Raw genomic sequence first — 17,629 nt, 5'->3', positions numbered from 1 at the left:
GCGGCAGGTGAGCGCCCTCACCGTCGTCCTCGCGCTGCTCTCGGCACTGACCAACGCCTCGGCGTCCGTCCTGCAGCGGCGGGCGGCGGCGGCCGAACCCGGCGGCGGCCCCGGGCTGCGGCACGCCGTACGCTGGCTGGCGCATGTCCTGCGGCGACCGCACTGGGTGGCGGGCGCGGCCCTGCTCGCGCTGACCACGGTGCTGCAGGCGGCCGCACTGGCCACGGGCAGCCTGGCCGTGGTTCAGCCGTTGCAGGCCAGTGAGTTGCTGTTCACCCTCGCCGTCGGCGGTGTGGTCTTCCATCACCGTCCGAGCCGCCGGACCTGGCTGGCGTTCGCGGCGCTCGCCGCCGGCCTGGCCCTCTTCCTGGGCGCGGCCACCCCCTCCGCCGGCCGGTCCACCGCGTGGCCGGGGCGCTGGCTACCCACGGGAGGCACGGTGCTGTGCGTGATCGCCGCCCTCGCCGCGGCGTCCTTCCTGGTGAAGGGCGCGCCGCGAGCCGCGCTGCTCGGGCTGTCGTCCGCCGTGTCGTTCTCCGCCACGGCCGCGCTGCTCAAGGAGGTCACGGGCCGTCTGGCGCACGGGCCGGGCAGCGTGCTGGCGCAGTGGCCGCCCTACGCCACGGTCGGCGTCGGACTGATCGGCTTCCTGCTGTTGCAGGGGGCGCTGCGGGCCGGGACCCTGACAGCGTCCCAGCCGGCTCTCACGCTCGGTGACGCCCTGACCAGTGTGGTGCTCGGCGGGGTGCTGTTCGACGAGCAGATCGCCCTCGGGGTGCGCGTGCTGCCCGAAGTGGTCGGTGTCGCGCTCATCGGGGCGGGGAGCATCGGGCTGGCAGGCGCCCTGGCGGTCAGCGGCACGTGGGACGTCGCGCCGACGGGACCGGACGGACCGGGTCCGGGCGCCCAGGAACCGGCGCCGCAGCGGTCGTGACACACACCGGTGGGGCGGCGTACGGACCGACTTGGGACGAGAAGGAGGCGGACAACCCGGTGTCTTTCCCTCCGCGTCTGTGTCGCGCCCGGCAGACGGCCGTCGCGCTGGCGCCGCTCGCCGCCGTCACTGCCGCGCACATCGGCCCGGCCCTGACCTGGCTGCCGGGCCCGCGGCTCCGTCTCTTCCCGGGGCTCGCCGGTGTCGGCCGCCCCGACCATGTCGCTCTCACGTTCGACGACGGCCCCGACCCGGGGTCGACCCCGCGTTTCCTCGACGCGCTGGACGACCTCGGCGTGCGAGCCACCTTCTTCGTACTGGGCGAGAGCGTCGTACGGCATCCGGCGCTGACCCGGGAAACCGCCGAGCGGGGGCACGAACTCGCGGTGCACGGCTGGACCCACGACCGCCCCTGGCTGCCCGCCGCCGCCCGGGAGAGGGCGGGGCTCGTCCGCGCGGTCCGGGCGGTGTGCGAGATCGGGGGCCGTCGGCCGCAGTGGTACCGCCCGCCGTACGGGATTCTCACGACGGCGCGCTGGGCGGCCGCTCGCGGGAGCGGGCTGCGGCCCGTCCTGTGGACCGCCTGGGCCAGGGACTGGAGTGCCGCCGCGACGCCCGAGTCCGTGCGCGCTCTGGTCGGCGCCGGCCTGCGCGGCGGGGGGACCCTGCTGCTGCACGACTCCGACCGGGTCTCCGCCCCCGACTGCTGGCGGGCGGCACTGGGGGCGCTGCCCGCCATCGTCGGCGGCTGCCGCGCGGCGGGGCTGGCGGTGGGCCCGCTGGCGGAGCACGGCACCGCGGTCGGGTGACGGGGCGGCGGCCCGTGATGCCCCGTCCGGCCGACGACCGGCCTCCGCCCCGGGGCCGCGGGGAAGGCCGGCTCCCCCACGGCCCGACACGAAGACCCAATTGGCCGTATGCACGTGCACAGCAGGCCCGGTTACGGGATCTTTGTCCGCATGAATTCCCTTCCATGGCGTTTTTCGACGGTTCGGGGTTTTTGATGGCCACACAGACGGAACCGGTCGCACTCGCACCGGTCGAAGGACGTCGGAGGTCCGGCCACGCCATCGTGTCCTGGCTGACCACGACGGACCACAAGAAGATCGGGCAGATGTACCTGGTCACCGCGTTCGTGTTCTTCCTGGCCGGCGGGGTGATGGCGCTGATGCTGCGGGCGGAGCTGGCACGGCCGGGCCTGCAGATCATGTCCAACGAGCAGTACAACCAGTTGTTCACGATGCACGGCACGGTGATGCTGCTGCTGTTCGCGACGCCGACGTTCGTCGGGTTCACCAACGTGGTGATGCCCCTGCAGATCGGGGCGCCCGACGTGGCGTTCCCCCGGCTGAACATGCTCGGCTACTGGATGTTCCTCTTCGGCAGCCTGATCGCACTCAGCGGCTTCCTCACCCCGCAGGGGGCCGCCGACTTCGGCTGGACGGCCTACACCCCGCTCAGCGGCCACATCCGCACGCCGCAGGTCGGCGGCGACCTGTGGATCCTGGGGCTCGGGTTCTCCGGGGTCGGCACCATTCTCGGCGCGGTCAACTTCCTGACCACGATCCTGTGCATGCGCGCGCCCGGTCTGACGATGTTCCGCATGCCGATCTTCACCTGGAACGCCCTGCTGACCTCGGTCCTGATCGTGCTGGTCTTCCCCCCGCTCGCGGCGACCCTGCTGGCGCTGGAGTTCGACCGCCGGTTCGGCGCCCTGATCTACGCCCCCGAGAACGGCGGCGCGATCCTGTTCCAGCATCTGTTCTGGTTCTTCGGCCACCCGGAGGTCTACGTCCTGGCGCTGCCGTTCTTCGGCGTGGTCAGCGAGATCATCCCGGTCTTCTCACGCAAGCCGATCTTCGGCTACATGGGCCTGGTCGGCGCGACGATCACCATCACGGGCCTGTCCATGAGCGTGTGGGCCCACCATATGTTCGCCACCGGCGCCGTCCTGCTGCCGTTCTTCTCCTTCCTCTCCTTCATGATCGCCGTACCCACCGGTGTGAAGTTCTTCAACTGGATCGGCACCATGTGGCGCGGCTCGCTGTCCTTCGAGACGCCCATGCTGTGGACGATGGGCTTCCTGGTCACCTTCCTCTTCGGCGGGCTGACCGGAATCTTCCTCGCCTCGCCGCCGATGGACTGGCACGTCACCGACGGCTACTTCGTGGTCGCCCACTTCCACTACACGCTCTTCGGCACGATCGTTTTCGCGACGTTCGCCGCGTACCACTTCTGGTGGCCGAAGATGACCGGCAAGATGCTCGACGAACGGCTGGGCAAGATCCACTTCTGGACCGTCTTCGTCGGCTTCCAGCTCACCTTCCTCGTCCAGCACTGGCTCGGTGTCGAAGGCATGCCCCGCCGCTACGCCGACTACCTCTCGGCCGACGGCTTCACCGCGCTGAACACCGTCTCGAGCATCGGCTCCTTCCTTCTCGGCCTGTCCACCCTGCCGTTCCTGTACAACGTGTGGAAGACCGCCAAGTACGGCAAACGCGTCGAGGTCGACGACCCCTGGGGATACGGACGTTCGCTGGAGTGGGCGACCTCCTGCCCGCCGCCGCGGCACAACTTCACCACCCTGCCCCGGATCCGCTCCGAGTCCCCCGCCTTCGAGCTGCACCATCCCGACGTGGCCGAGATCGGCTACCGCGAGTACGCCGGCGAGCGCGGCGTGACCGAGAGCCGGGGGCGCGAGGGAAACCTGCCGTGACGGGCGGCCCGGACGACAGAGCCCCCTCGGACCAGGGACGCGCACTCGCCGCCGAGGTCGAGGGCTACCTCCTCGCCCGCGCCGAGTACGACACCGCACACCGGGAGGCCGAGGCCCTCTGCGCCCGGCTCCCCTGGCTGACCACGGAGCAGGCCGAAGACCTCACACGCCACTACATCCGCCAACGCCTCGACGTCACACGCCAGATACTGACGACCATCACGCGGCGCGCCGGAGAACTGCGGGAGGAGTACGAAGCCCGCTACGCCACCCTCCGGCGCGCCCTGCTCAAGACCCACGCCGCCTTCGCCTGCGCGCTTCTGGCCGGCGCGGGCGGTCTCAGTGCGGCGCTGTGCACACTGGCCCGGTAGATCGCAGCCGCGCCGGGGTCGACGGCCGGGTCCCACGGGGAATCAGCGCGCAGCGCGCCCCGGAACGCCCTCCGCCCCCTCGCTCGCCCCAGGCACCGTGTGCCGGGCAGCACGGCTCCCCTCCGGTCCCGGCGCCGGACGGACTGCCGGTGTCCGGCACCAGGACCATCAGCCGTGCTCCCCTGACGTCAGGGTGCCCGGTCGGACGTGCTCGGCGCACTGCCGGTTCCCGGAAGAGTCCGCCCGGTTCCGTGTGCCGGTCGCACACCATGCAGGCAGCCGAAAGGCGTCCTCGGGCACGCTGCCGGACCGGCCCGCCCACGACCTCAAAGGTCCGTCGGCGACGCCCGGATCAGGGGCGGCCGGTATCGGTCCAGCCCAGCGGGTGGGCCTCCAGAACGTTCGAGACCGGGACCGGTGGCTCCCCACCCGCCTCGTTGAACACGGTCAACGCCTCGACCAGCGCGGCCCGTTGCCCGGGACCCAGCCGCTCGACGATCGCGGCGATCTCGGTACGGCGCCGCGCGGTGACGTCCACAACCGTCCGCCGCCCCTCGTCGGTCAGCCGCAGCAGGGTCTCACGACGGTTGTCCGGGTTGACCTGACGGTCGGCCAGCCCGGCAGCGATCAGGCGGTCCACCATGCGCATCGCCGTCGACGGCGCAACCTGCAGCAGGTCCGCCAGAGCGACCAGCTTCGTGGCGCCGCGCATCGACAGCACCACCAGCATCCGGAACTGGGGCAGGGTGACCCGGTCCTCGACGGCGGCCAGCGAACGAGCGGAGACCGCCACCAACAACCGCGACGCGGTCAGCACCGCACGCGTGACCGCGTCCACGTCGTCCACGCCCCTCATGAGGGTTTCACGCTCCGGCATGGCTCCTTTCTACCGCGCCGAACTGCCCGCCCAGGCGAATGATCGGAACAGATTTTCCCTTCCTGTGACCGTGCCTGCACCGGCGCCCGCACACCCGTCACCGGGCGCTGCCCCAAACGCAGTCACGCGTCCGGACATCCCCCAGAACCGCCTGGGCCGGGCTGTGCCATCCTCAAGCGGGGGAACCGAGCCGACGGCCGACCACCGCCCGGCGCCCGGGGTGGAAGCGGCACCACGCACGCGGCACAGGGCAGCGGCACGGCCGTCGGCTCGCCCCAAGGGCAAGGCCGCCGGGGACACGGCCGGACAAGGACGAAGCGGAAAGCCATACCGTCACCATGTGACGCACACCACATGGTCGCGTGCAAGTTTTACCCCGGGCAATGATCAATCCACCGGATGCATCCGTATCTCCTGGCACACACGCTCCACACCTCGGGAGGCACCATGCCCATCTCGCGCGCAGCGGGAGGAACAGCCGTCGTCGTCGGTGCGCTGGGCCTGACCCTCATCGCCCTCGCCTACCCCGCCATGCTCGGCGTCCAGACCACATCCGGCTCCCCGAACCTCGTCATCGCCAACACCCGTTACGGCCCCCTGACCGAGGCGGACCGCGACTTCGTCGTCAAGGTCCGCTCGGCCGGGCTGTGGGAGTACCCGCTCGGCGAACTGGCCATCGCGAAGGGCTCGACGCCGGAGATGAAGGAGGCCGGCAAACACCTGGTCGTCGGTCACGCCGGACTCGACGAGCTGTGCCGCAAGATCGCCCCGGAGCTGGGCATCACCCTGCCCAACCAGGCCACCCCGCAGCAGCAGCAGTTCGTGGCGACCTCGCAGGCCGCCTCCGGCAAGCAGTTCGACACCACGGCCGCCAACATCATGCGCGTGACCCACGGTCAGATCTTCCCGACCATCGCCAAGATCCGCGCCACCACCAAGAACACCCTCGTGCGTCAGCTCGCCGACCTGGCCAACGACACCGTCCTCGACCACATCACGGTGCTGGAGAAGACCGGTGTGGTCAACTTCGACCAGGTCCTCTTCCAGCAGACCACCCCGCCGAAGCTTCCCAAGGAGCAGCTCACCCCGCCGCCGCCCGCACCCGGCGCACCGGTCGTCGCCCTCACCCCCCGCCCCGACCTGAACGTGAACACCGTCTCCCCGACGCCCAGCCCGGCGATCGGCTGATCAGCGCAGGGGCAGCCGCGACGGCTCCAGGGCGACCGGAAGCCTCTCCAGCCCCCGGAAGGCGGGGAAGGGAACCTTCAGCCACTCCGCCTCGTCCGGGGAAACGGCGAGATCGATGGCCGGGAACCTCTCGAAGAGCGTGGTCACCGCGATCCGCATCTCCATCCTGGCCAGGGGCGCGCCGAGGCAGTAGTGCGGACCGCTGCCGAAGCCGAGGTGGGAACTCTGCAGTCCCTTCCTCCGCACGTCGAAGGTGTCGGGCGAGGCGAACCTCTCCGGGTCCCGGTTGGCGGAAGCCACCGAGACCTGGACGAGTGAGCCCTTGGGGATGGTGGTGTCCCTGAGCGTGATGTCCTCAAGCGCGTGCCGGAACGTCGCGTTCTCGACGGAGCCCTCATAGCGGATGATCTCCTCGATCGCGTTCGGCAGGAGTTCCGGGTCCGCCAGGACCGCCTGGAGCTGATCGCGATGGGTCAGCAGGTTGAACACGGCGTTGCCGATGAGGTACGCCGTCGTCTTGTGGCCGGCGAAGAGCAGCACCCACAGGGTCGACAGGAGCTCGCCGTCGGTCATGGCCCCCTGTTCGTCCTGGGTCCGGATGAGCGCGCCCAGCAGATCGTCCGTCGGTTCCCGGCGCCTGCGCGCGATGAGGTCCACGAAATACTCCCGCAGCGCCCCTTCGGCCAGCGCCAGTTTCTCCTTGTCCTCTTTGCTGAATCCCGTGCGCGCCACCACGGCGCACCATTTCTGCATGTCCGCCCGCTCGCCCTCGGGAATTCCCAGGAGTTCACAGATCACGATGAGCGGGAGTGGGAAGGCGAAAGACGACAGCAGGTCGATGGGGACACTCGTGGAGCAGTTTCCCAGCAGTTCGTCGGCGATCTCCTGGATACGGGGACGCAGGGATTCGATACGACGGGGGCTGAACGCACTGTTGACGATGCGGCGCAGCCGGGTGTGTTTGGGCGGGTCCGAGAAGAGCATGTTGTCGTCGAGGGCGATGGACGAGTCACCGAAGATGGTGTGGTAGGCGTCCATGGCCGCGTACATGTCCTTGCTGATGCGCGGATCCGTCAGGGCCGCCTTGGCGTCGTCGTACCGCGTGATCAGGTAGGTTTCCACGCCGTGCGGCGGAGACAGACGGCACACGGGGGCCGACTCGCGCAGGCGCGCGTACACCGGATGGGGGTCGGCGCGGTAGGCGGCCGAGCCGCGCGATGCCGCCGCGATCGCCTGCTCCGTTGATTCCACGCCGTCCCGTTCGTCGAGCTGAGTCATTTTCCGGCCTTTCTGAGGTATTCGCGTCGCGGCCACGGGACAGCGATGCCTGAGGTTCGGTCACTCATTCCCCGGCAGGGTCTTGGCCACAAACGCGATTCACCCGATCGACGGCGCGGGACGGGCCGGGCGTCGGCCGTCGTCGTACCGGGGTGGTGGTCGGGCTGAAAGTTGGCTCGCTGTTCGGGTGACTGCCGGATATGCCCCGGCACCGCGTGGCAAAAGGACAGGGAACCAGCCATGGCAGCCCGGGCCGCTTCCTCGCAAGGCTGCTGACCGCAGAGGAGAACACCCCATGAATGAACGCGGCGACGACTACGTGCCCGTCCTGGTCGTAGGGGGCTCGCTCGTAGGCTTGTCCGCATCCGTTTTCCTCGGACGTCTCGGCATCCGGCACCGTGTCGTCGAACGCCATGCGGCCACGTCGGCACATCCGCGTGGCCGCGGCAACAACATGCGGACGATGGAACTCTTCCGGACCGCGGGGCTCGAACCGCAGATCCGGAAAGCCGCGGCCACCCTGTCGAAGAACCATGGAATTCTGCAGGTGGACACCCTGCGCGGCGGGAGCCGGCGATGGCTTTCGGCACGGATCACGGGCCGGCCGCCCGAGGCCGACCTCTGTTCGACGATCCGGTGCGCCTGCAGTCAGAACGACCTGGAACCCGTACTGCTGCAGGGCGCCCGCAACCTGGGCGGGGACGTGCGCTTCAGCACGGAGCTGCTGTCGTTCACACAGGACGCCCACGGTGTGCGGGCCGTCGTCCAGGCCCGGGATTCCGGCGAGGTCTCCACGGTGGCAGCTGACTACCTCTTCGCCGCCGACGGCCCCCGCAGCCCTGTGCGCCAGCGGCTCGGTATCGAGCACTCGGGATCGGGAGATCTGTTCCACAACATCAGCATCACCTTCCGCAGCAAGCTGCTGCGCGAGGTGGCGGGAGAGCAGCTCTTCGTGGTCTGCTACGTCACCGACCCGGACGGCGAGGGGGTCCTGCTGCCCGTGGACAACGAGGAGCAATGGGTCTTCCATCTGCCGTGGTTTCCCGAGCGCGGCCAGACACTGGACCACTTCACCGACGACCGGTGCGTCGAGCACATCCGGGCGGCGGCCGGAGTGCGCGACCTGGATGTCGAGGTCACCGGAAAGGCCCCCTGGCACGCTGCGGACCGCGTGGCGAACAGCTATCGCGACGGACGGGTGTTCCTCATGGGCGACTCCGCCCACGAAATGCCGCCGACGGGCGCGTTCGGCTCCAACACCGGTATTCAGGACGCGCACAATCTCGCCTGGAAGATCGCCGCGGTGCTGCGCGGCTGGGCGGACCCCGCCCTGCTCGACAGTTACGAGGCCGAACGCCGGCCGGTGGCGCAGGCGACGAGCGCGCGCGCCACGGAGCAGGCGGCCCGGGAACAGCACCCCGGCTACACCGCGAGGTCGGCGTCGAACGAGGCCACCGACCTGATGACCACGGCGCTGGGCTACCGCTACGCCTCGGCGGCGGTGATCGGCGCGCCCGCGGACGAGCCCCTCATCCCGGACCGCCTGCGGTTGAGCGCCGAGCCCGGTACGCGTGCGCCGCACATGTGGGTCGCCCGCAACGGGGCGACCGTGTCCACCATCGATCTGTACGAGCGGTCGTTCGTCCTGCTCTGCGAGCGCCCGGGCTGGCGCGCCGCCGCCCGGAGCGTGGGTGCGAAGCTCGATGTGCCTCTCGACTCCTACACCGTCGGCAGCGGCGCGGGATACGACCTTGACACCGGCGACGGTCCGGAGTGGTCGTCGGTGCACGGCACGACACCGGAGGGCGCGGTCCTCGTGCGGCCGGACGGCTTCGTCGCCTGGCGGACCGATGACGAGCCCTCGGACATGGAGAGGTCGCTGAGCGACGTTCTTCTGCGGATTCTCGGGCGCTGACCATGGCACCGCTGCAGACGGCCGCGGAGGCGGCCCCCGGAGCCGACAGGGACGACGACGCGTCGGCGGACGGCGATGCGCGCCGGGCGCGAGTGGACGTCCACCATCACTACACCGCACCGGAATGGCTCGACTGGGCCGAGCGCAACGACATCGTCCAGCGCCGGAACCTGCCGCCCTGGACCCGGTGGGACCTCGACACGGCCCTCGCGGTGATGGACGGCGCGGGCATCCGGACCAGCGTGCTGACCGTCGCCATGCTGGGAAGGCTCCGGGACCCGAAGGCGCGCAAGGAGAGCGCCCGCCTCGCCCTGCGATCCGCCGGCGACCTCGTCGCCAGCCACCCCGATCGCTTCGCGTTCTACACCCCGGTCTTCCTGGAGAGCCACGACCTGTCGGCCTGGTCGGTCGGTTACGGAATGGACGAGCTCGGGGCGGTCGGAGTCAGCGTCCGGACAAGCGTCGGGGGCGTCCATCTGGGCCATCCCTCCCACGAGAGGATCCTGGCGGAACTCGACGAACGCTCGGCCGTGATCAGCACGCATCCGATGGAGGTGCCCGGAGGCGGCGGAGGACTCGACGGTGTCCCGCCGTTCCTGTGCGACTTCCTGATGGACACCACTCAGGCGGCCATCAGCCTCATCATGAACGGGACCCTGGACCGCTACCCGAATCTCACGTTCATCCTGCCGCACGGAGGCGGCTTCCTCCCCTACATCGCCAGCCGCGTCGAACTCTTCGCCCACTGTCTGACGCCGAAGGTGGAAGCGGCGCGGGTCCGCGACTACCTGCACCGGTTCTACTACGACACGGCCGGGCCCATGTCGCCGTCGGCCACGCCGACCCTGCTGTCCGCCGTGGGTTCCTCCCGGATCCTGTACGGCAGCGACTGGCCCCCCACCCCGTCCCACCTGGTCACCGGCGTCACCGCGCCGTCGCTCGACAACGACCCGGCCCTCGACGAGGAGCAGCGCCGTCGCATCAACCGTGACAACGCTCACGGTCTCCTCCCCTCGCTCACCGCGGGGCACCGGCCCTCTGGGAGCCCGTCTGACAACCCGGACCAGCAGGGAGCTAGCATGTGAGCACCGCCTAGCTCGAAAGATAAACCTGTGACTGTCTACGAGGACTCGTTCACCAACTGGAAGTACCGCGAGGAGACCGCGGAGTCGATGATCCCGATCATCGGGAAGCTGCACAGGGAGCGGGACGTCACGGTCCTGCTCCACAGCCGCTCCTTGGTGAACAAGTCGGTGGTCAGCATCCTCAAAACCCACCGATTCGCCCGGCAGATCGACGGGGAGGAACTGTCGGTCACCGAGACCATGCCGTTCCTCCAGGCACTCACCACGCTGGACCTCGGCCCCTCCCAGATCGACATCGGCATGCTCGCGGCGACGTACAAGACCGACGACCGCGGTCTGTCGGTTGAGGCGTTCACCGCCGAGGCCGTGGCCGGCGCGACAGGCGCCAACAAGATCGAGAGCCGCGAGCCGCGTGATGTCGTCCTCTACGGGTTCGGCCGCATCGGCCGGCTCCTCGCCCGTCTGCTCATCGAGAAGGCCGGTTCGGGCAACGGCCTGCGGCTGCGCGCCATCGTCGTCCGCCAGGCCGCCGGCCAGGACCTGGTCAAGCGGGCCTCGCTGCTGCGCCGTGACTCGATCCACGGTCAGTTCCACGGCACGATCACCGTCGACGAGGCGAACAGCACGATCGTCGCCAACGGCCATGAGATCAAGGTGATCTACTCCGACGACCCGACGTCGGTGGACTACACGGCGTACGGCATCAAGAACGCCATCCTCATCGACAACACCGGCAAGTGGCGCGACCGCGAGGGCCTGTCGAAGCATCTGCGCCCCGGCATCGACAAGGTCGTCCTGACCGCGCCGGGCAAGGGCGACGTCCCCAACATCGTCCATGGCGTCAACCACGACACCCTCAAGCCCGACGAGCAGATCCTGTCGTGTGCGTCCTGCACCACCAACGCGATCGTCCCGCCGCTGAAGGCGATGGCGGACGAGTACGGCGTCCTGCGCGGCCACGTGGAGACGGTCCACTCGTTCACCAACGACCAGAACCTGCTGGACAACTACCACAAGTCCGACCGCCGCGGCCGCTCGGCTCCGCTCAACATGGTCATCACCGAGACCGGTGCCGCCTCCGCCGTCGCCAAGGCACTGCCCGACCTCAAGGCGAAGATCACCGGCAGCTCGATCCGTGTCCCGGTGCCGGACGTCTCGATCGCGATCCTCAACCTGCAGCTCGGGCGCGAGACGACCCGCGAGGAGGTCCTCGACTATCTGCGTGAGGTGTCGCTGACCTCGCCGCTCAGGCGCCAGATCGACTTCATCAGCGCCCCCGACGCGGTCTCCAGCGACTTCATCGGCTCGCGCCACGCCTCGATCGTCGACGCGGGCGCCACCAAGGTCGAGGACGACAACGCGATCCTCTACCTCTGGTACGACAACGAGTTCGGCTACTCCTGCCAGGTCATCCGCGTCGTCCAGTACGTCTCCGGGGCGGAGTACCCGACCTACCCGGCCCCGGCGGTCTGAGGCCGGGCCGTACCACTCGCGGTGCCGCCGGCCGGCAGGCCCGGCCGACGGCGCTGCGTCCGCCTCAGGCCGGCGGGTCGCCGGTCAGGGCTGTACCGGCATGCTCCAGCAGTTGGAGGTGGCCGGCTTGCCGGACAGCCGGTCGGTCAGCCACGAGACGGCATCGCCCTGGTCGGTCAGCAGCGGCGCGAAGTGGTTGAGCAGGGCGCTGCCGACATCCGGCAGGACGACCGCCTTGTACGTGACGTCGGCTCCCTTGTGGCACCAGTCGACGGCGAGGCGGCGGGCCTGCGCGTGGGGAACGAGATTGTCGCTGACGCCGGTCGCGACCCGCACGGGCCCGGCCGGCTTCAGCAGGCCGATGCGCTGTTCGTCGAGAAATGCCCGGAGTGCGGGTGTGGCGGCGATGATGTCGCTGAGGGATGTCCCGTCGGTCGTCCACTTCGTACTGTGCGAGAACCCGTAGCCGAGCAGGGCGTCGCCGACGCACATGGTCGACAGATCGGCGAGGGCCGCCTTGCCCGCGGCGTTGAGGTGCGCCTCCGCGATGGGCCGCAGGGACGGGTCGGACTGCAGGAACCCGTTGAGCGACCAGCCCAGGGCCCCGGCCAGTTCGCTGCCGTCGATGGCCTTGGTGACCTCGGTCAGATCGGCGGGCGGCGCACCGGAGTACGTCCCGGACAGAGTGACGTCGGGGGCGTAGGAGGGCTGGAGTTCGGCCGCGGCGGCCGTCGCGCCGCCCCCCTGGCTGTAGCCGAAGAGTCCCACCGGGGAGTCCGGGGCGACCGACGCCCCGGACAGCGAGCGCGCGGCACGGGCGGCGTCCAGCACGGCGTGCGCCTCGTCGACCCGGTTGACGTAGGTGTGCAGCCGGTCGGTCGCGCCGAGCCCGACGTAGTCGCTGACGACCACCGCGACACCGGACGACAGAAGGCGGTAGACCGCCACGTCCTCGTACCCCACCGACATCGTCTGCCCGTTGAGGAGCAGCGGGTGTTCGAGGCCCAGCGAGGCGGCGCACTGGTCCCCCTGTCCCATCGTGCCGGGCGCCACCACGACGAGGGGGCGGGGCCCGGCGCCCCGCCAGTCGGCCGTGGGTTCGATGTAGGCGCCGGTGACCGCCACCGGCTGCCCACCGGCATCGGTGGACTTGTACATCAAGCGGGTCGCCCGGCCCGGGAGCGGCCCGTCGATGCTGGGCAGGCTCAGGGCCAGCGGGAGGGGTTCGGAACGGATGACGGCGCCGTCGGCGGCGGGCAGTGTGGCCGGCGGGGTGTAGAACGCGGGGATGGTGACCCCTCGGGACACGACCGTGTCCGCCGCCGCGGCGGTGGTGCCCGAGAGGGCTTGGGCGCCGAGGCAGGCGGCGGCGACGACCGCGGTGGCCAGGATCCGTCTGCGTGCGGGCATGGCGAACCTCCTGGGGGAGCGACAACGTGGGGAGCGGCTTCCGCGCCCGGTCCGTCGAGCCGGCCCGGGCACAGAGGCGTGGCGGCGCGGGTCGCCCGGTCGTCCCGCCGGGGTGTTCTCGCGCCGCCTGGAAGTGGTTCGCCAGAAAAGTATCCGCACAGACGTTACCCCGGGTAGCACCAGAGAGGTTACGGTTCAGTAATATGACGCGCTGTCCAATAAGCGGACCTCTGCGTCAGGTCCGCGGGGACCCGGCGTCAGGTCGCGGGGACCCGGCATCCTTCACGGCCACCAGATCGGGGCAGCGGCGGCGCAGCTGCCGTTCCAGGCGCTGGTGCAGGGTGATCCGGGCAGCCGCGGCAGGCCCCGGCGAGCCGGACGGCGACCACACCCTCCCGGACGCCGACCAGTTCGATGACGCCGCCGTGGGAGAGGGCGAACTGGCCGACCGCACCGGCCAGGAACTCGCTCGCGGTGCGGTACAGCCGCGCGTCGTCGTCCGCACGGTCGTCGCCCGCGTCATCGGTGCCCGCCGCGTCGTCGTCCACGGCCGGGGCCCATCCGGCGCGGTCGTCGAGGGCGGCGTGGAGCGCGGTGCGGACCCGGGCACCCTCGTCCGGCCAGGAGCGGCCCCGGCCGAGGGTGGTGACGAGGGCGGCGGGCTCCGCCGTGACGGAGGCGAGGGTGCCGTCGGCGAGCAGCGCGGCCAAGGGGGCGGGAACCCTCCTCAGTGGACCGGTGCAGGCAAGCGCGTCGGCCGGGACGACCCAGCGCAGCCGGTCGGGCCGGCCGGGAACGTGCTGCGGGTGAAGGGGGACCATCCGTTGCTCACCCGCCCAGCGCGACCGTGACCGTGCGCACCGCGTAGGCCATGAGCCAGGCCACCGCGGTCAGGTAGGTGAAGGCGATCGCCGGCCACTTCCAGGTGCCGGTCTCCCGTCGTATGACCGCGACGGTGGCCGTGCACTGCAGCGCGTACGAGAAATAGACCAGCAGCGCGGCGATGGTCGGCGCGGTGAAGAGGGGCTGCCCGGCCCGCGGTCCGTCGGGGTACGTCATGGTCCGCAGCGCCTGCTTCGGCTGCACCGGGTCCTCGGCGGCCGCGACCTGCCCGAGGGTGGCGACGAAGGTCTCCCGGGCCGACTGGGCCGACAGCACACCGACGTTGATGCGCCAGTCGAAGCCCAGCGGGTCGAAGACGGGGCCGACCAGCCGGCCGAGGTCCGCGGCGTAGCTGTGGTCGACGGCGTACGCGGTCACGGCGGCGTGGCTCGAGGTGTCGACGCCGTCGGCACGCATCTGGGCCGCCGAGTGCAGCGGCAGGTTCAGCAGCAGCCACAACCCGATGCTGGTGGCCACGATGACGGTCGTGCACTTGCGCAGGAAGGCGCGTACGGAGGAGCCCATGGCGATCAGCACCGCGCGCGGCGCGGGCAGCCGGTAGGGCGGCATCTCCATGAAGAACGGCACCAGCGGGCCGCGGAGGTCCCCGATCTTCTTGAACACCCAGGCGGCCACCATCGCCGAGACGGCGCCGAGCAGATACAGGCCGAACATGATCAGGCCCTGTGCGCCGAACGGCCCGACGTGGTCCGAGGGGTCGACCAGCAGGCCGATGAGCAGGACGTAGACCGGCAGCCGCGCCGAGCAGGTCACCAACGGGGCGGCCATCATGGTCGCCAGGCGGTCCTTGGCGGAGGGCAGGGTGCGGGTGGCCATGATGCCGGGGACCGCGCAGGCGAACGACGACAGCAGCGCCACGAAGGCACGGCCTTCCAGACCGGCACGGGCCATCACCCGGTCCATGAGGAAGGCGGCCCGCGACATGTAGCCGACGCCCTCGAACAGGGCGAGCAGGAGGAACAGCAGAAGGATCTGCGGGACGAAGACCAGCACGCCGCCGACGCCGCCGATGAGGGCGTCGCCGAGCAGCCCGGACAGCCACCGGTTGCCCACGTGCTCCCTGACCAGGCCCGACAGCCATCCGAACAGGGCCTCGACGGAGCCCTGGAGCGGCGCGGCAAAGGTGAACACGGTCTGGAAGAAGAGCACCATCACCGCGAAGAACACGACCGTGCCCCACAGCGGATGCAGCAGGACCCCGTCGATGCGCCAGGTGACCCGATGCACCTCGGGCGCCCGGTAACCCGCGAAGGAGAGCACCGACTCCGCCCAGGCGTCCCGCTCACCCGGCTCGGTGGGCGGCGCGAGGGGCGGGGACGCCCAGGTCTGCCAGGTGGTGAGCCGGTCGCGCAGCTGCTCCAGTCCGCGCCCGCGGTGACCGATCACCGGTACCACGGGCACGCCGAGGGCCTGCGCGAACGCGTCGATGTCCAGGTGCCCCTGGCGTTGCGTCAGTTCGTCCATGAACGTGACCACGACGCAGGCCGGCAGGCCGCGTGCCAGGACCTGTGCGACCAGGCCCAGGGACCGCCGCAGCGTGGTGGCGTCCACCACGACGAGCAGCGCGTCCGGGCGGGCGGTGTGCTCCGTCCGTCCGTCGAGCACGTCGACCGCGACCTGTTCGTCCGGGCTGAGGGGGGTCAGACTGTACGTACCGGGCAGGTCCTCGACCAGGCATCTGCCCGCTCCCGTACGGCAGGTGCCCACGAACCGGGAGACAGTCACTCCCGGATAGTTGCCGGTCTTGGTGTTCAGGCCGGTCAGACCGTTGAAGATGCTGCTCTTGCCCGAGTTGGGGCTGCCGACCAGGGCGATCCGGCACTCCTGCGCCGCCATGTCTCCCGGCTCGACGGCGCCGTGGCAGCCCGCGGTCATCGGTCCGCCTCGATCGTGTGCACACACGCGGCCTCGGTGCGGCGCAGGCACACCTCGTAGTCCTTGACCCGGTAGACGACCGGGTCGCGCAACGGTGCCCGGCGCACCACCTCCACCACCGACCCGGGCGTGAATCCGAGATCGCCCAGCCGGCGGACCGTCGCGGTCGTCCGTCCCGGGTCCGCGTCGACCACGGCGACCACGACGGCCCGGGCGCCGGGCGGCAGATCGGCCAGGGGCCGTACCCGGCCGGTGAAGGCCGCCGTCGCCGGTGGCCCGGCGGTCCCTCCGGCGTCCGTGCCGCCTCCGCGCATTCCTGCCTCCCTCACCGTGTGTCCGGACGAACCGGCCGGGCGCCGCATACAAGCAAGGCGAGGCTAACCTCATTGCCCTCCTGCCGTCCGGGCCGTTCCTCCCCTAAGAGGTGGGCCGTTCGGCCCCGGCATCCGGGACCTTGGGCCCTGTCCGGGCGGGGACCGTCCGTGCGGGGCGGCGTCCAGGGCCACCGGTCCCGCGGGGCGCCACAGGAGATAGGGCCGGCCGGCCGTACGACGTGGGCGCTTCGGCCGGGTCCCGCCGCGACGGGCCGCTCTACGGTTCGGTCCCATGGGGAACGGCGACAACGCGCGAGGGCGGTGGCTCCGGCCGGCCGCCGGACGAGGACCGGCACGGTGGTGTCCGTCCCGCTCCAGAAGGCGGCACGACGCCGTGGCCGCCCCGGCCTGCCGGACCGCCGCGACGAACACGCCGTCGTGCCGCCGCGCGGCGAGGTGGACGCGGGCGTCCGGCGTCCGGCGTCCGGCGCCTCTGCGTCTGCGTCTGCGTCTGCGGACGGCACGGATCACCGTCCCCGGGCCGCGGGTGAGAAGGACCCCCGCCCGTCCATCCGCTCCGGTCCGCGCACCCGGGCCGGCGCCACGAGCGGTCATCGCCTCCCCCAGCCTTCGACGAGCCGGACAGCCCCTGTCCCCACCCGAGGAAGAACACCCATGACAGTGACGAACCGCGGAGCCGACGCCCTGCTCAAGTCGGTGGGCGCGGCCATGCTGGCCGCCGGACCGGTGATGCTGTGGCGCGGCCGCGGCGGCCGCAAGGACATCCGCGCGAAGCTGACCGCCCAGAAGATCTTCTTTCCGCGGCGCGGACTTCCCGCCCACCTCGCCGACCTCGCCGGCCGGCCCGTCGGGACCGGACCTCAGGCCCGCGTCTTCGCGGAAATGATCAAGGGGAGCCTGGCCCGTGCGACCGACGGCCGCACCTACTCCGAGATCACCGAGGAACTGCACGCCGCCGGGGACGACGAGAAGCCGGCCGACCTCCGCCAGACCGCGTTCATGGGAGAGACGCTGCGCGCCTCCCTCATGTCCGCCTACCAGGCATGGGAAGTGACGTCGCTGGTCACCGGCCTGGGCGCACTCCTGACGGGGCTGGGTGCGGCACTCGTCGTCTCCCCGCGCGACGGCGCAGCCCGGTAGGCCGCCGGTCGCCCCTGAGCCCCTTGCCCGTGGCCGGGCCCGCCGCGGCGTCAGCCGCCCGGCGGGCCGGTGCCGGTGGGGCCGCTAGGGGGTGTTTCGAAAGTCCTGTGCGGTGCCCGCGGTGTCCGG

At 71.0% G+C, this 17,629-nt stretch carries 15 protein-coding genes; 9 read left to right on the top strand and 6 right to left on the bottom strand.

The window, feature by feature from the left end; all coding sequences use genetic code 11:
- Positions 1-7: 7 nt before the first annotated feature.
- The 4 genes from ACFSL4_RS27125 (at position 8) to ACFSL4_RS27110 (ending at position 4,021) form a co-directional block, all read left to right on the top strand.
- Complete coding sequence (locus tag ACFSL4_RS27125; protein WP_381088201.1) at positions 8-934, top strand: DMT family transporter; 927 nt, start codon at positions 8-10, stop codon at positions 932-934.
- A gap of 59 nt (positions 935-993) precedes the next feature.
- Complete coding sequence (locus ACFSL4_RS27120) at positions 994-1,743, top strand: polysaccharide deacetylase family protein (RefSeq protein ID WP_381088198.1); 750 nt, start codon at positions 994-996, stop codon at positions 1,741-1,743.
- 194 nt (positions 1,744-1,937) lie between these two features.
- On the top strand, positions 1,938-3,650 hold the full coding sequence (gene ctaD / locus ACFSL4_RS27115) for an aa3-type cytochrome oxidase subunit I (RefSeq protein ID WP_381088417.1): 1,713 nt from the start codon (positions 1,938-1,940) through the stop codon (positions 3,648-3,650).
- Positions 3,647-4,021, top strand: a complete 375-nt coding sequence (locus ACFSL4_RS27110; protein ID WP_381088196.1) for a hypothetical protein — start codon at positions 3,647-3,649, stop codon at positions 4,019-4,021. The genes ctaD and ACFSL4_RS27110 overlap by 4 nt, the downstream gene beginning before the upstream one ends.
- 352 nt (positions 4,022-4,373) lie before the next feature.
- Here the strand turns inward: ACFSL4_RS27110 and ACFSL4_RS27105 are convergent, their stop codons facing one another.
- The gene (locus ACFSL4_RS27105) at positions 4,374-4,898 is read right to left on the bottom strand and encodes a MarR family winged helix-turn-helix transcriptional regulator (protein WP_381088193.1); all 525 of its coding nucleotides are present in this window, start codon (positions 4,896-4,898) and stop codon (positions 4,374-4,376) included.
- 447 nt (positions 4,899-5,345) lie between these two features.
- Between ACFSL4_RS27105 and ACFSL4_RS27100 the strand changes: the two genes are divergently transcribed.
- Positions 5,346-6,086 carry a DUF4142 domain-containing protein gene (locus ACFSL4_RS27100; RefSeq protein ID WP_381088191.1) on the top strand — a complete coding sequence of 247 codons (741 nt, stop codon included), beginning with the start codon at positions 5,346-5,348 and terminating at the stop codon, positions 6,084-6,086.
- On the opposite strand, the gene ACFSL4_RS27095 is transcribed toward ACFSL4_RS27100, so the two are convergent.
- Positions 6,087-7,364, bottom strand: coding sequence for a cytochrome P450 family protein (locus ACFSL4_RS27095; protein ID WP_381088188.1), 1,278 nt, complete (start codon positions 7,362-7,364; stop codon positions 6,087-6,089).
- A 295-nt stretch (positions 7,365-7,659) separates the two neighbouring features.
- Between ACFSL4_RS27095 and ACFSL4_RS27090 the strand changes: the two genes are divergently transcribed.
- The 3 genes from ACFSL4_RS27090 to ACFSL4_RS27080 are packed head-to-tail and all read left to right on the top strand — an operon-like array spanning position 7,660 to position 11,837.
- On the top strand, positions 7,660-9,279 hold the full coding sequence (locus tag ACFSL4_RS27090; protein WP_381088185.1) for an FAD-dependent monooxygenase: 1,620 nt from the start codon (positions 7,660-7,662) through the stop codon (positions 9,277-9,279).
- 2 nt (positions 9,280-9,281) lie between these two features.
- Complete coding sequence (locus ACFSL4_RS27085) at positions 9,282-10,364, top strand: amidohydrolase family protein (protein ID WP_381088182.1); 1,083 nt, start codon at positions 9,282-9,284, stop codon at positions 10,362-10,364.
- Positions 10,365-10,391: 27 nt separating this feature from the next.
- Complete coding sequence (locus ACFSL4_RS27080) at positions 10,392-11,837, top strand: glyceraldehyde-3-phosphate dehydrogenase (RefSeq protein WP_381088179.1); 1,446 nt, start codon at positions 10,392-10,394, stop codon at positions 11,835-11,837.
- Positions 11,838-11,921: 84 nt separating this feature from the next.
- On the opposite strand, the gene ACFSL4_RS27075 is transcribed toward ACFSL4_RS27080, so the two are convergent.
- From ACFSL4_RS27075 to ACFSL4_RS27060, 4 genes are all read right to left on the bottom strand, one after another.
- Positions 11,922-13,247: a lipase family protein gene (locus tag ACFSL4_RS27075; protein WP_381088176.1), complete on the bottom strand. Its 1,326-nt coding sequence runs from the start codon at positions 13,245-13,247 to the stop codon at positions 11,922-11,924.
- Positions 13,248-13,504: 257 nt separating this feature from the next.
- Entirely contained in the window at positions 13,505-14,068 is a 564-nt protein-coding gene (locus ACFSL4_RS27070; RefSeq protein ID WP_381088173.1) for a NifU family protein, read from the bottom strand.
- A 7-nt stretch (positions 14,069-14,075) separates the two neighbouring features.
- On the bottom strand, positions 14,076-16,025 hold the full coding sequence (feoB, locus tag ACFSL4_RS27065) for a ferrous iron transporter B (RefSeq protein WP_381088171.1): 1,950 nt from the start codon (positions 16,023-16,025) through the stop codon (positions 14,076-14,078).
- Entirely contained in the window at positions 16,022-16,339 is a 318-nt protein-coding gene (locus ACFSL4_RS27060) for a FeoA family protein (protein ID WP_381088168.1), read from the bottom strand. Before ACFSL4_RS27060 ends, feoB begins: the two co-directional genes overlap by 4 nt.
- A gap of 675 nt (positions 16,340-17,014) precedes the next feature.
- Between ACFSL4_RS27060 and ACFSL4_RS27055 the strand changes: the two genes are divergently transcribed.
- Positions 17,015-17,500 (top strand): hypothetical protein, encoded by a 486-nt coding sequence (locus ACFSL4_RS27055; protein WP_381088165.1) that lies wholly within the window; start codon positions 17,015-17,017, stop codon positions 17,498-17,500.
- Positions 17,501-17,629: the final 129 nt, after the last annotated feature.

This window comes from Streptomyces caeni, from assembly GCF_042678285.1.
In the GTDB taxonomy this organism is placed as follows: domain Bacteria; phylum Actinomycetota; class Actinomycetes; order Streptomycetales; family Streptomycetaceae; genus Streptomyces; species Streptomyces caeni.
Note: the sequence above shows the minus strand (reverse complement) of the source record. Positions and strands in the feature narration are given on the sequence as shown.

Coding starts and splice junctions, on each gene's coding strand:
- ctaD (WP_381088417.1), top strand. CDS start 1,938: ATGGCCACACAGACGGAACCGGTCGCACTCGCACCGGTCGAAGGACGT.
- ACFSL4_RS27105 (WP_381088193.1), bottom strand. CDS start 4,898: ATGCCGGAGCGTGAAACCCTCATGAGGGGCGTGGACGACGTGGACGCG.
- ACFSL4_RS27100 (WP_381088191.1), top strand. CDS start 5,346: ATGCCCATCTCGCGCGCAGCGGGAGGAACAGCCGTCGTCGTCGGTGCG.
- ACFSL4_RS27095 (WP_381088188.1), bottom strand. CDS start 7,364: ATGACTCAGCTCGACGAACGGGACGGCGTGGAATCAACGGAGCAGGCG.
- ACFSL4_RS27090 (WP_381088185.1), top strand. CDS start 7,660: ATGAATGAACGCGGCGACGACTACGTGCCCGTCCTGGTCGTAGGGGGC.
- ACFSL4_RS27085 (WP_381088182.1), top strand. CDS start 9,282: ATGGCACCGCTGCAGACGGCCGCGGAGGCGGCCCCCGGAGCCGACAGG.
- ACFSL4_RS27075 (WP_381088176.1), bottom strand. CDS start 13,247: ATGCCCGCACGCAGACGGATCCTGGCCACCGCGGTCGTCGCCGCCGCC.
- ACFSL4_RS27070 (WP_381088173.1), bottom strand. CDS start 14,068: ATGGTCCCCCTTCACCCGCAGCACGTTCCCGGCCGGCCCGACCGGCTG.
- feoB (WP_381088171.1), bottom strand. CDS start 16,025: ATGACCGCGGGCTGCCACGGCGCCGTCGAGCCGGGAGACATGGCGGCG.
- ACFSL4_RS27060 (WP_381088168.1), bottom strand. CDS start 16,339: ATGCGCGGAGGCGGCACGGACGCCGGAGGGACCGCCGGGCCACCGGCG.
- ACFSL4_RS27055 (WP_381088165.1), top strand. CDS start 17,015: ATGACAGTGACGAACCGCGGAGCCGACGCCCTGCTCAAGTCGGTGGGC.